The sequence below is a fragment of the Vibrio sp. SCSIO 43136 genome (assembly GCF_023716565.1).
In the GTDB taxonomy this organism is placed as follows: Bacteria; Pseudomonadota; Gammaproteobacteria; order Enterobacterales; family Vibrionaceae; genus Vibrio.
Window position 1 is genome coordinate 1,047,708 of the sequence record NZ_CP071849.1, and the last position, 12,860, is coordinate 1,060,567.

Genomic DNA, 12,860 nt, shown 5'->3' on the forward strand with positions numbered 1-12,860 from the left:
TTTATTTATTGTTATCTGTGGTGGATTTTTTAAATGTGAATAGATGGATTGGGTTTTCCGCTTGATAGCGGGTATAACTTGCTAACGGGACGCCTTGAGATACTGCAATTTGCTGAACTTTAAACGTCCTTTGGTTGAGCTTTGCCCAAGTAAGAATTTCGCTGACTGACTCAAGTGTCACCGCACTCACCACAATTCGACCTCCGCTAATTAACGCTTGCCAACAGTGGTCAAGAATAATGTTCATCTCACCCCGACTTCCACCAACAAAGACACTGTCTGGCGTCGGCAGTGCTTCAAGGCCTTGTGGTGCTTTGGAAGGGATTAACGTGACGTTATCAGTCGCATGTGCTTGTATATTGGCTTGAATAGAAGAGTAACAATCTGCATTAGACTCTAGGGTAAACACTGAGCCTAATGGGCATTGCTTAGCTGATTCAATTGCTATGGAGCCCGACCCAGTACCAATATCCCAAACGATGTGGTGAGGTTCTAGTTTGAGCTCCCCTAGTGCGACGTGTCGAACCGATTGCTTGGTAATTAACCCTCGCTTAGGCATACGTTTTTCGAAATCTTCATCATCCGCAAAACGTCCGAAGCCACCCCAATAACTTTCTTGGGTTCGAATTAGAACCAGTACGTTTAGTGCGGCGAACGGAATATCTTGCTCACACAATTGATCAACCTTGAATTCGCGAACTCGCTGGTCAGCTGCCCCTAAGTTTTCAGCCACCCATATTTGCCAATGGCCCTGACTAAATCGCTTTAGATGATTAGCAATCTTTTGCGGTGTGTTATTGCTGTCGGTGAGCAGGCAAAACTTGTCTCCCTGCTGCATTTGACTGACCAATCCCTTGATTTGATCTTTATGACGTCCATGAAGAGAGATGGCTTTCATGTCCTGCCAGCTCACGCCAATCTCTGCACAAGCCAATTGCATAGAACTTGGCGAAGCAATTGTTCTCACCGAATTTGCGCCTAGCCGTTTAATCAAAGCCTGCGTAATACCGAAAAATAGTGGATCGCCTGAGGCCAATACCACAACGTTTCCTTCTTCTGCTTCATCAACCACTGAGTTAAACCAGTTTTGATAACCCGACTCATAGCTCAGACGCTTTTGATCACACTGGGGAAACCAATGCATAAGACGCTCGTGACCAGCCAACACTCTGGAGCCTTCGACCACGGCAACAGCGCGACTATTCAAACTTACGCATCCATCTTCTGGCACGCCTACCACGGTGACCAACACTGTCATTGCACTTTGTCCTTATCCGAACTTACAGCAAGTGCCAACAACGCATGAATTGTCGATACCACGAGTGGACTACCCCCTTTGCGCCCGAGGCTGGCGATAAATGGCACCTTAGATTGTTTAGATAGCAAATCCTTAGATTCATCGGCTCTGACAAACCCGACTGGAATACCGATAATAAGTGCTGGCTTCACTTCGCCACGCTCCACCATCTCTAAAAGCTCTAGTAGCGCAGTCGGCGCATTACCAACACCAATAATCGCGCCATCTAAAATTCCCTGGTCTCGGGCGTAGCGCATAGCGTGAATGGCTCGGGTTTCGCCTGCCGCTTTAGCTTGTTCAATCACACTGGCATCACTAATAAAGCAGCGGGCGTGATTCCCAAAGTGGTTGAGCCTTGGTTTACTTAGGCCCGACACTATCATGGTCACATCAGTGATGATGTTTGCTCCCTTTGTGAGGGCGTCAATCGCACTTGAGAGAGCGTCCTCACTAAACCGAAACAGCTGACCGTATTCAAAATCACCTGTGGTATGAATCGCGCGACGCACAATTTGCCACTGCTCAGAGCTATAACTGTGACCACCGTGGAGTTCGTTCATTTCTCGGTCAATGATCGAGAAAGAATCCTCCTCTATTTGGCGACCTTGCTGAGTCATTTGCTTCATGGTTTCCATTATTTTTCTCCTTAAAACGGTTTAAGTCATGCTTGAACTAGCAAGCAACTTACCGTCGAAATCTATCAATCGAACTTCGACTTCCAATTGATGATCGATATAGTTTTGGGCGTGATTTTGAGCGTGCCTACATAAGGCAACGAGGTAGTTAGAGGTTGGGTTTTGCTTCCAGAGATCGAGAACGTGACGTCCCGTATTGGCTTGAGATACCGCCTGAATGAATTCATGGTCGCAACCCGTTTGAGTTGCAATATCGGCCAATAGGGTAAAGTCAATCGCTTTACCCGAAACATGCGTCATCATATGGCCCGCCACCAATTTGCCGAGTTTACCTATCATGGCTACGATGGTGACTCGTTCGAGTTGATAACGTTTGGCTGCTCTCAGCCCGACACCAATAAAATCACCCGCTTGAACAAAACAAAGTGAAGCAAGCTGTGGAAACATGGCGATAGCAGATTGCTCAGACCGAGTACCCGTGGTTAATACTGCGTGCTGCTGGCCATTTTGTTTGGCGATCTGAATCGTCTGCTTAACCGAGGATGCATAAGCAGATGTTGAGTAAGGCTTTACCGTACCTCGGGTGCCGAGTATTGAGATGCCACCAATTAATCCCAGTCGCTCACCGATGGTTTGCTTTGCCATTTCTTGACCTTGAGGCACGCTGATCAACACATCAAGACCGCCGTGATAACCCACCTCATCCATCTCTCGCTTCACCATGTCGGTGATATTGCGACGAGGTACAGGGTTGATAGCGGCAAAACCAACAGGCAGCTCTAGGCCGGGGAGTGTTACCTTAGCAACGCCTTCGCCCCCATCGATATTGATGTCTTGCGATTGGCTAAATGACACAGACGCAATGATCTCTGCGCCGTGGGTGCAATCAGGGTCATCACCAGCATCTTTGATAACCGAAGCAATCGCTGTTTTCGCTGCCATTTCCAGCTTATGAAGAGTAAATCGAGCGTTATCCCGATTGGGGAGCACGATTTCAATATCTTTGAAATGCACCGCTCCAAGTAGCAGCCGTGTTGCTGCACAAGCGGCAGCTGCCGCGCAAGCGCCCGTGGTATAGCCGGTTCGCATCTCACTGGGTGATTTGGAGCGTTTAACCTTAGTGACCATAGAGCCCACCAAGATAAAGCGAATAAGGGGTATGCATCTATTCGAAAACCAATCCAATTTGTTTTCGAATACCGCAAATAGCACCGAAATAGGCGCTAGTATCCTGCAATGAGTAATCCCGCTCTGCATTCGAAAGAGTGTAATAAGCAGCAGGTATTCTGACTGGTGACTAAAGTGCTAAAACGCCTTCCCAAGATAACTTAGTGGCAATGTTTTAACTCATCACATACAGATGCGGGTACAGTTCAGGCCTCTCACCTGATTCCCTGCTCAACAGAGTCATCGCTAGATGAACTGCTTATATTGTCTAGGTGTCGATAAGTAACCGTTATACTTATCTTTTATGGGGTCATTGTATCAAGAAAAGGTTTCACTACAAACGTCAATTTCGACATAAGTGCTATTATCAATGACACCTATACCTTGGTGCCAGGAAGGCCGACCACTCAATATATTCATTGCCGCCCTAATCCATTCACCATGGGTTACCACCCATACAGTTTGGGATTGCTTATCACTACACAACTGTTTTAGAAAGGTATAGATTCGCTGCGCATAGTCCGATTCCACTTCTTCCCCAAACTCTCCCTGCAACGGCTTTTCAAATCGATTCGCATATCTCAACCGTTTGGCAGTTACAAGTTCTACCCCTTGTAACTGTCCTAAGAAGCGTTCACGAAGCAATGGATTCGTCAAAGAGACAGCATCACATAATGATGCCATTCGATTTGCAGAAGAAACCGCTCTTCCTAAATCACTGGTAATCACCAAGTCTGGTCTACCATAACGAGATAAAAGATCAGTCGCTAGATGGTCTAGAACAATGTATTCAGAACTAAGAATGGGACAATCGAGTTGGCCATGCAGTCTGTTGGACTGATTCCAAGCGGTTTTTGCGTGGCGAATGAGAATAAGTTTTGATGTAGGCATGACGTACTATAAGTGTTCTAAACGAGCAAAAACTCTAATCAATGATACTGCTCGCAGATGATAGCCTACGGTCAATGTGGATCTGGCCAGTTTTGTATACCTACAAACTGAGACTCCATTCGCAATTTTAAACAATTGTTTAGATAACTCAAATTCTGCCGCAAAATTCAAGCAAAAAAAAAGCAGCGAAGAAAAAATCTTCGCTGCTTCTTAATAATGTTCGCTACTAAACCTTAACGGTGCATACCAAGGTCACGTTGCATGTGTGACGATAGGTCATTGATGTTATAGGTTTTTTCAGTTTCACTTACGAACAAGATATCCAATAAGTGAGCAATCAATCCTTTGAAGTTAACAGCGTAAGCTTTTTTGTCCATAGCCGCTGGAGCTGCGATTGTGTTTAGTTGCATTACCTGTGACATGATTGCCTCGCAAATTCAATTTAATGTTTTGTTGGGATCAATAATAGGCTTAAACATCTGCTGCAAATAGTGACAAATTCTCTCTTTTCGGATAAGTTTTTCTAATGAAACAGATCGATAACAACTGCATTTTTGAGCCAAACAAATCTGATGAATATTTATGCACCCAAGCGTGTTTTTGTTGAATATTCCCCCAGCAGCCAGGTTAATGCACTTGCAAAAGCAACACTTCATTAACACAAAAATATTTTCCTTAATCAGTAAATTATTGTGAGCCAAATTAAAAACTTATCTAACTTTGTCATCACTATGACAGCTATGTCAGATAAGTGTCAGCGACTGAGTTAAGAGAAACCACATGCAATCCCATAAGTCACTCTCCTTGTTAGTCAAATCTGTTCAAGATAGTCCTATTAAATAAAATAGAACTAATGAGCTATTGAGCTGATAAAGAAATTAATTGCATACTCACACAAAACCACAAACCGCACAAAAAGTAACCAGGAATTTTTTCATATAGGATTTATGAAACATGCAGTTACATATAAATCAAGCCAAACAAAACAAATATTATTCAGATATTTATAGTGATAGAATCATAAGCGACATCAATCTTAAGAGCCTCTGGTATATTCATTTCACTTATAGTTAAATGATATCCTTTCTCATTTAAAATCATGCGGTCACAGGGAAAACGTAGTAGATGTTAAACTCCGTATTAAATCGACTAAAAATCACGGCGAAGATCCGCCTAATCATCGCACTCGCCAGTGTGCTCATTTTAGTAGCTAAGCTGATGTCGGCTTACAACCTAAAAGAACAAATCATTGAAGAGCGTAAAGAAGCGGCGCAGTCGCTCGTAGAAAGTGCAGTTCATCAGATAGATGCCATTCTATCTAATTCGGATATACCTCTCGAACAGAGGAAGGGACTGGCGATTTCCCAAATAAAACAAATGCGTTACGGCGATCACGGGTATTTCTGGATAAACGATATCGATGGCATCATGCTGATGCATCCAACCAGTTCACAGCTCAACGGTCAGAACCTGCTTAACCACTCCAAGCCGTACATTTCTTCTGCTTTTTCTCAATTTGTGCAAACGGCGAAACAGCAAGGCAGTGGCTTCATTGATTACCAATGGCCTATACCGGGCAGCAAAGCCATGGACGATAAAATTTCTTATGTGAAGAAGACTAACTCACAACCTTGGGTTGTGGGGACCGGAGTCTTCTTTGCGGATGTCGAAGAGACTTTCCAAAAGGAGCTAATTACCACACTCGTCAGCACCGCTACCATGGTTGCTATATTGATTTTGGTCGCAGGTGCTATCTCACGCAATATTAGCAAGCCAATGGGTAAGATCACTCGAACAATGTCTCTGATTGCCAGCGAAAAAGACCTGACTGTAAACATGAAAGCTGATGGCCGAGATGAGTTATCTACGATGTCAAAGGCTTTTAACCAAATGAACGGAAATTTGCGGGAAGTCGTCGTGACAATTCATGGCAATACCGACTCCCTAGCCTCTCAAGCTGAGGAGCTATCTTGTGTGACTCAAGAGATCCAACAAGGTATTCGAGAGCAAAAGGAGCAGACTCTGCATGTGGTAGAAAGTGTCGAGAGCCTTGCTCACTCAGCGGATATCGTAACGGATAAAGCGAATGTCGCTCTCGCAGCAACCACGGAAAGTAGAGAGATGGTGGCATCTGGTAATGCTGATGTACAAGAAAACATCGATGCCATCATGGGTGTGTCTAGTAACGTTAAGCAAGCGGTTGAGGTCGCTGATGAACTAGAAAACTCATCTCAGCAGATCGGTGACATACTTGATGTAATTAAACAGATCGCAGAGCAAACTAACTTACTAGCGCTCAATGCCGCCATAGAGGCTGCACGAGCCGGTGAACAGGGGCGAGGCTTTGCGGTTGTTGCTGATGAGGTTAGAACCCTAGCACAGCGCACACAGGAATCGACAGGCAACATTCAACGCATCATCACTACACTACAAGCGGGTGTTCAACAGACGGTTGAAACCATGCGTGAATGTGAACAAAAGACTGAGCTTGGAATAGAGAAAGCAACCCAGTGCGGTGAAACACTTCAAAGCATTGAAACTGCCATCCATACACTCGCAACCACAGCAAATGAAATTGCAACATCTGCTGAAGAGCAGCGTCAGCAGGTAGTCAGCATCAGCGATAGCCTTGCAAGTATCTCATCGGTAGCAGAACAAACTCAGCTCGGCACCAACCAAACGTCACAGTCCAGTGAGCAACTCAGTAACATGGCCCAAGAGCTTAACGGCCTAGTTAACGCCTTCAAGGTTTAAATCACCCTCTATATAACAGCCAGTGCACCCACTGGCTGTTTTTTTATCCCTGCGACTTACACAAGCAATATGCCAACGTAATCCTCTAACACGACTACCTACATTTGGCACTCCAATAAGCAGATACCGCTTACCGACAGCCGTTTACCGATAGCCCTATCCTTATTACCGATAGCCCTATCCCGAACGCCACCCACAAAAAACCGGGCATCAGCCCGGCTTTCATATTCATTCACAACAAAGATTAATCTTCGTTGCGGCTGCGACGCTCGCCACGGTAGCTACCACGGTGATCACCGCCACGGTTACGGTCGAAACGACGACCGCCTTCACGGTTACCATCGCGGTTACCGTCACGACCACCACGGCCGCCTTCACGGTTGCCACGGTAACCACCGCCATCACGGTTACCACGGTAACCGCCGCCATCACGACGACCACCGTCACGACGACCGCCATCACGGCGACCACGTGGCTCACGGAAGTCATCAAAGTCACACACTACTGCGCCAACTTCTTTCTGACGGATACGTAGCTTACTTAGCTTGTTCGCAGTCTCAGAAGACATTGCTTTTGGCAGCTGAACGTAAGTCTCGCCTTGAGCTAGTTTGATAGCACCGATAGAGCCTTTCACTAGGCCAAGCTCGTTTGCAAGTGCACCAACGATGTCTTTAACCTGAACGCCTTGCTCACGGCCAACTTGCAGCTGGTAAGTATCCCAGTCTTGCTTGTTGCCGTAACCGCTACCGCCTTCACGACGATCGTTGCGACGCTCTTGACGACGCTTCTTATCACGCTCGATAGCTTCGATCATTGGATCTGGGCCAGTGTAGAATAGAGGACGTTTGCCTTGCTGACGCTTAAGCAGGATAGCTGCTAGTGTCGCTGCATCAATCTCTAGAGACTCTTGTAGTTTTGCAACTAGCTCTTCGAATTTATCTAGAGCTTTGTGCTCTTTCTCAGCTTCTAGCTCAGCGCCAAGCTTAACTAGACGAGCTTCTGCTACTTTGTCACGTAGAGGAAGTTGGATTTCTTCCATTGAAGACTTAGTAACACGCTCAATGTTGCGAAGCATACGTAGTTGGTTAGTACGAACAAGAAGGATCGCACGACCTTTACGACCAGCACGGCCAGTACGACCGATACGGTGGATGTATGACTCAACATCGAATGGGATGTCGTAGTTAAATACGTGAGTGATACGAGGAACATCAAGACCACGTGCAACAACGTCAGTTGCAACTAGGATATCGATAACACCTTGTTTGATGTGATCAACAGTACGCTCACGTAGAGACTGAGGAATATCACCGTGAAGAGCAGCCGCTTTAAAGCCACGTGCGCTTAGCCAATCTGCTAGACGCTCAGTATCTTGACGAGTACGAACGAATACGATTGACGCATCGGTTTCTTCAGTTTCTAGAAGACGTAGCATCGCTTCATCTTTTTCAACACCTTTAACAACCCAGAACTGCTGTTCTACTTTGTCTACAGTGTGGTTTTTACCAGCAACGTCTACTGTTTCTGGGTCACGTAGGAAGCGATCAACGATCTTCTTCAGCATTGGAGGCATAGTCGCTGAGAATAGTACACGTTGTGCAGACTCAGGAGCGTGCTCCATGATTGCAGTAACGTCATCAACGAAACCCATGTTTAGCATTTCGTCCGCTTCATCTAGTACGAATGTGTTTACTTCGTCTAGGTGCAGACGGTCGCGGTTGATTAGGTCTTGTACACGACCAGGCGTACCAACAACGATATGCGCACCGCTCTTAAGCGCACGCATTTGATCAACGATAGAAGCACCACCGTAGATCTCTAGAACTTTAAGACCTTTAACGTTCTTACCAAGGTTTTTCATCTCAGCTGCAACCTGAATTGCTAGCTCACGAGTTGGAGCAAGAACAATTGCTTGAGGTTTGCGTTGTGCAAGATCTAGCTTGTTAAGAAGAGGAAGAGAGAAGGCTGCAGTTTTACCTGTACCTGTTTGCGCTTTACCTAGCGCATCGACACCTTTCATTAGGTGTGGAATGGCAGCTGCCTGGATTGGAGTTGGAGAGACAAAACCCATCGCATCAAGTGCAGACAGGATAGATTCGTTCAGCGCTAAGTCGCTAAACTTCATTTCAGAATCTGACATTGGGATCCTACTATATTAAAAGAAAATTCAGGTCCCGCGAGCTCTACCAATTCCAGTACCAATCTATGTGATTGACTGACTCCGTTCAGATGCCGATTAGTATTAAAACGCATCAAGCCACTTAGGGACATTTCATAAGGGAGCGCGATTCTGCCTCAAAAGCATAAAAAAATCCAGAAAAAATTGAATTTCATCACAATTTTAATTCCAAACGCCCAAATTGAGCTAATTTGTCATCAGTGCGTCACAAAACTGTTGAGGTTCGCCCCGCCCTCTTATCCTAGTCAAAGGTAGGTTTTAACTGGTATTCAAGCAAGTTGCAGATTATAGTGGGCGAACTATTTCAAGTGACCAAATAAGATGTTTCAAGATAATCCACTACTCGCTCAATTAAAGCAGCAAATCAAAGAAAACCTTCCAACCAAAGAAGGCACAATCAAAGCGACTGATAAAGGCTTTGGTTTCCTAGAAGTTGACAGTAAAACCTCTTTCTTTATTCCACCACCGTATATGAAAAAATGTATGCATGGTGACAAAGTAGAAGCGATCATCCGCACTGAGAAAGAAAAAGAAGTTGCTGAGCCAGACAAACTTATCGAACAAGCTATCACGCGCTTTATCGGCCGCGTTAAGCTGTTCAAAGGACGTCTAAATGTAGTGCCTGACCATCCTTCTTTAAAAAAGCTACAGCTTAAAGCCAAAGCTAAGAAAGGTCTGAATCCTGAAACGCTAAAAGAAGGCGATTGGATTGTCGCTCATCTAAAGAAACACCCGCTAAACGGTGATAAAGAGTTCTTCGCCGAGATCTCTGAAAAGATTACTGATGCTAACGATAAAATCGCACCTTGGTGGGTTACGTTGGCACAAAATGACCTACCAAATTCTGAGCCTGAAGGCATTGAAAACTGGCAGCTTAATGACGATGCCGACCTAGAACGCATCGACATGACAGCAACACCATTTGTCACTATCGACGGTGAGTCAACCAAAGATATGGACGATGCGCTGTTTGCTAAGAAAAACGACAACGGCGACTTCGAGCTTACCATCGCTATTGCCGATCCAACGGCTTACATTGAGCCTAACGATGAGATGGACAAAGTTGCTCGTGAACGAGGCTTCACCATCTACCTACCTGGCCGTAACATCCCAATGCTGCCTCGCGAGCTGGCAGACAACCTTTGTTCGCTAATTGAAGGTGAAGTGCGCCCTGCGCTTTGCTGCAATGTAACGGTTTCTAAAGATGGTGTGATTGGAGACGACATCAAGTTCTTCGCAGCCAATATCAAGTCACATGCTCGTCTTGCTTATGACCATGTCTCTGACTGGCTGGAAAATGGTGCAAGCGACGTTTGGACACCGAGTGAAGAAATTGCCGAGGTAGTTCGTGATCTACATGAATTCGCCCAAGCCCGTAGTGACTGGCGAGAAAAAAATGCAGTTGTGTTCCCAGATCGCCCAGATTACCGCTTCGAGCTAAGCGAAGATAATGATGTTGTGGCAATTCACGCTGATCTTCGTCGCACTGCCAACAAGCTAGTTGAAGAGTCGATGATCACTGCCAACATCTGTGCAGGTCGCTCGCTACAAGAAAAATTTGGTACCGGAGTTTTCAACACTCACGCAGGCATCAAAGAAGACAAGCTTAAAGAAGTTGTTGAGCTGGTAAACCCACAAGGTGAACTTCCGTTCACTGAAGAACACATCCAAACACTAGAAGGGTTTGCAGAGCTTCGTCGCTGGCTATCTAGCCAAGAGACCATGTACCTTGATAACCGCCTGCGCAAACACCAAACCTACAGTGAAATTGGCAACCAGCCACTTCCTCACTTTGCAATGGGCTTGTCGATCTACGCAACCTGGACTTCTCCAATCCGTAAATATGGGGATATGATCAACCACCGTATGCTTAAAGCACTCATTCTAGACAAAGAGCCAGTGCAAACGCCAGATGATACGGTAGGTGAAGAAATGGCGCTGCACCGCAAACATCACAAGATGGCGGAACGCAGCGTAGGCGATTGGCTTTACGCTCGCACTTTCATCAATGCGCCTAAAGAGCAAACGCTATTTACCGCAGAGATTTTTGACGTAAACCGTGCTGGTGCTCGTGTACGCCTTCTTGAAAATGGTGCAACAGCGTTTATCCCTAGCTCTCAGATTATGGAAAACCGTGAACGCATCGAGTGTAACGGAGATACTGGCCAGATTTCTATCGACAAAAATGTTGAATGGCAGCTCGCTGACACACTGGAAGTCGTGCTAATTGATGTCAATATTGAGACAAGAAGCCTAGTAGCTAAGCCAACTAAGATATTTGCTGAGCTCTCTACTAAAGAAGATAAATAATATATTTATCAGTAAGTTATAGCACCCTCTCCGGAGGGTGTTTTTTTATCCCAAATTTGGCACCAAGATCAATTTATATATTTATCAGAAACTTAGCTGACAAAATCTTTACTTGTCATTCCGGCCACATCCGTTCACAATTCGTTTCAATTCGCTTGATTTAACGCCTAAGTTAGAAATAATTAATAAAAGATGTTCCCGATAGAGTAGAGCAGTATTATGGTAAATATATCCCTTCAGAAATTTTCGCAGTTTTACCCAAGAGCTCGCGACAAGTACCACACGTCCAATCCTGTCATTTTTTATGTCCAAGCAGGTAGTGCATCATTCGAGTTTCCTGATGGGCTAAAAGGTGAGTTAAATGAAGGCGAGTTTACTCTACTCGACACGGCAACACTGGCTGATGTGAAAACGTCAAGCGAAGAGGAATTTAACGCTGTCGGTATCCATATTGAACCAGCCCTATTGGCTGGCTTAACCGCAGGTAATCAAGAGTATGTGTTTGGCGAAAGTGAAAACGTGTTCGCAAGCTTCGATCATACCAACTACCTAGCCAACTCGACTTTAGATCTTCTCGTCACTTTTTTAGAAGACAACCATCCAACAGAGTCGGCAGAATTAATGGCTAAAGCGTTGGTGAGTGAAATGTTGGGTACCTACCCTAACCTTCGTCGTCTGATCCATAACTCTTTTGAACTTAAAGTGAGTCAAAAGGTAATTCAGTACATCGAAAAACACATCCGCGGAGAGATATCACTAGAAGGTGTTTCTCGCAGCCTTGGTATGTCCCCGGCGACTCTTAAACGACGCTTATCTGCGGAAGGTCTATCCTTCTCAAATCTTCTTAAAGAAAAACGCATCAACTATGCTGCCAACCAACTGCGTGCTTCTCATGAGTCTATCTGTGAGATCGCCTTCCAAAGTGGGTTTAAAAGCGCTGCGCACTTTAGTACTGCGTTCAAAAGTGTTCAAGGGATCACCCCTAAAGAGTTCCGCTCCAAAATTAATTGGAATCGAGAAGAGCTTCGACCACATCATGCTTAATAAAAAACTCCCTTTCGGGAGTTTTTTATTACTGCCAGTAAAATATTGATATTCGGGTGTGTTGACCTAATACCAAATAAAGTCTTCTTTATCGTGTTCAACAACTTCGAGCAAGGGGTCGAACTCGCTTTCTTGTGCCAGAGACGGGTGTGCCGACCACACTTTTTGGAAACCTGATTGATCGCGACGAGCAATGTAAAGGTGCCAACACTGATCGTTAGGTTCAAACTCTATCTTTGCCACCTGACTGGAATAATTGGGCTTGCTTGAATCGAGTAAGAAGAACTCTTTGGTAAATACCACGCCAGACTCAATCATCTCGCAGTAGGCTTTACCATGCTCAACGGGAACACTCTGGTTCCTGCGCTCACAAAGCTTATGCGCCAGTTTTTCTAGTCTCTGGTGTACTAGTTCAGTAACAACCATATCGCTTACCTTCCCTGATTTTGATACCAACACCTCATCAACTAAGGCGGGAATATTAAGATCAATTCTAGCCTGTCAAAACAAATCTGTGTGTGATGTGTAGTGAGTAATGATTAAAACCTATTTCTGCAACAAAAGTGTAATCATTGCGACATAT

Annotated in this window: 10 protein-coding genes and 1 riboswitch; of the genes, 3 read left to right on the forward strand and 7 right to left on the reverse strand. The window is 45.1% G+C overall.

Annotated elements, in window-relative coordinates:
• Window position 1: 1 nt before the first annotated feature.
• From cbiE to J4N39_RS19705, 5 genes are all read right to left on the reverse strand, one after another.
• Entirely contained in the window at window positions 2-1,258 is a 1,257-nt protein-coding gene (cbiE, locus tag J4N39_RS19685; protein WP_252024084.1) for a precorrin-6y C5,15-methyltransferase (decarboxylating) subunit CbiE, read from the reverse strand.
• On the reverse strand, window positions 1,255-1,932 hold the full coding sequence (locus tag J4N39_RS19690; protein ID WP_252024086.1) for a precorrin-8X methylmutase: 678 nt from the start codon (window positions 1,930-1,932) through the stop codon (window positions 1,255-1,257). The genes cbiE and J4N39_RS19690 overlap by 4 nt, the downstream gene beginning before the upstream one ends.
• Window positions 1,933-1,953: 21 nt before the next feature.
• Entirely contained in the window at window positions 1,954-3,060 is a 1,107-nt protein-coding gene (locus tag J4N39_RS19695; protein WP_252024088.1) for a cobalt-precorrin-5B (C(1))-methyltransferase, read from the reverse strand.
• A gap of 131 nt (window positions 3,061-3,191) precedes the next feature.
• Window positions 3,192-3,374, reverse strand: a riboswitch (cobalamin riboswitch).
• A 43-nt stretch (window positions 3,375-3,417) separates the two neighbouring features.
• Window positions 3,418-3,990: a histidine phosphatase family protein gene (locus J4N39_RS19700; RefSeq protein WP_252024090.1), complete on the reverse strand. Its 573-nt coding sequence runs from the start codon at window positions 3,988-3,990 to the stop codon at window positions 3,418-3,420.
• 233 nt (window positions 3,991-4,223) lie between these two features.
• Window positions 4,224-4,412: a hypothetical protein gene (locus J4N39_RS19705; protein ID WP_252024091.1), complete on the reverse strand. Its 189-nt coding sequence runs from the start codon at window positions 4,410-4,412 to the stop codon at window positions 4,224-4,226.
• A 703-nt stretch (window positions 4,413-5,115) separates the two neighbouring features.
• Here J4N39_RS19705 and J4N39_RS19710 point away from each other — a divergent pair.
• Window positions 5,116-6,744, forward strand: a complete 1,629-nt coding sequence (locus tag J4N39_RS19710) for a methyl-accepting chemotaxis protein (protein ID WP_252024092.1) — start codon at window positions 5,116-5,118, stop codon at window positions 6,742-6,744.
• 244 nt (window positions 6,745-6,988) lie between these two features.
• Here the strand turns inward: J4N39_RS19710 and J4N39_RS19715 are convergent, their stop codons facing one another.
• Window positions 6,989-8,884 carry a DEAD/DEAH box helicase gene (locus J4N39_RS19715; protein WP_252024093.1) on the reverse strand — a complete coding sequence of 632 codons (1,896 nt, stop codon included), beginning with the start codon at window positions 8,882-8,884 and terminating at the stop codon, window positions 6,989-6,991.
• A 360-nt stretch (window positions 8,885-9,244) separates the two neighbouring features.
• On the opposite strand from J4N39_RS19715, the gene rnb reads away from it, so the two are divergent.
• Complete coding sequence (rnb, locus tag J4N39_RS19720) at window positions 9,245-11,233, forward strand: exoribonuclease II (protein WP_252024094.1); 1,989 nt, start codon at window positions 9,245-9,247, stop codon at window positions 11,231-11,233.
• Between the two features lie 219 nt (window positions 11,234-11,452).
• A complete protein-coding gene (locus J4N39_RS19725) occupies window positions 11,453-12,277 on the forward strand; it encodes a helix-turn-helix transcriptional regulator (RefSeq protein WP_252024095.1) in 825 nt (274 codons plus the stop codon).
• 66 nt (window positions 12,278-12,343) lie between these two features.
• On the opposite strand, the gene J4N39_RS19730 is transcribed toward J4N39_RS19725, so the two are convergent.
• Window positions 12,344-12,703, reverse strand: a complete 360-nt coding sequence (locus J4N39_RS19730; RefSeq protein WP_252024096.1) for a DUF3024 domain-containing protein — start codon at window positions 12,701-12,703, stop codon at window positions 12,344-12,346.
• Window positions 12,704-12,860: the final 157 nt, after the last annotated feature.

Coding starts and splice junctions, on each gene's coding strand:
- cbiE (WP_252024084.1), bottom strand. CDS start 1,258: ATGACAGTGTTGGTCACCGTGGTAGGCGTGCCAGAAGATGGATGCGTA.
- J4N39_RS19690 (WP_252024086.1), bottom strand. CDS start 1,932: ATGGAAACCATGAAGCAAATGACTCAGCAAGGTCGCCAAATAGAGGAG.
- J4N39_RS19695 (WP_252024088.1), bottom strand. CDS start 3,060: ATGGTCACTAAGGTTAAACGCTCCAAATCACCCAGTGAGATGCGAACC.
- J4N39_RS19700 (WP_252024090.1), bottom strand. CDS start 3,990: ATGCCTACATCAAAACTTATTCTCATTCGCCACGCAAAAACCGCTTGG.
- J4N39_RS19705 (WP_252024091.1), bottom strand. CDS start 4,412: ATGTCACAGGTAATGCAACTAAACACAATCGCAGCTCCAGCGGCTATG.
- J4N39_RS19710 (WP_252024092.1), top strand. CDS start 5,116: ATGTTAAACTCCGTATTAAATCGACTAAAAATCACGGCGAAGATCCGC.
- J4N39_RS19715 (WP_252024093.1), bottom strand. CDS start 8,884: ATGTCAGATTCTGAAATGAAGTTTAGCGACTTAGCGCTGAACGAATCT.
- rnb (WP_252024094.1), top strand. CDS start 9,245: ATGTTTCAAGATAATCCACTACTCGCTCAATTAAAGCAGCAAATCAAA.
- J4N39_RS19725 (WP_252024095.1), top strand. CDS start 11,453: ATGGTAAATATATCCCTTCAGAAATTTTCGCAGTTTTACCCAAGAGCT.
- J4N39_RS19730 (WP_252024096.1), bottom strand. CDS start 12,703: ATGGTTGTTACTGAACTAGTACACCAGAGACTAGAAAAACTGGCGCAT.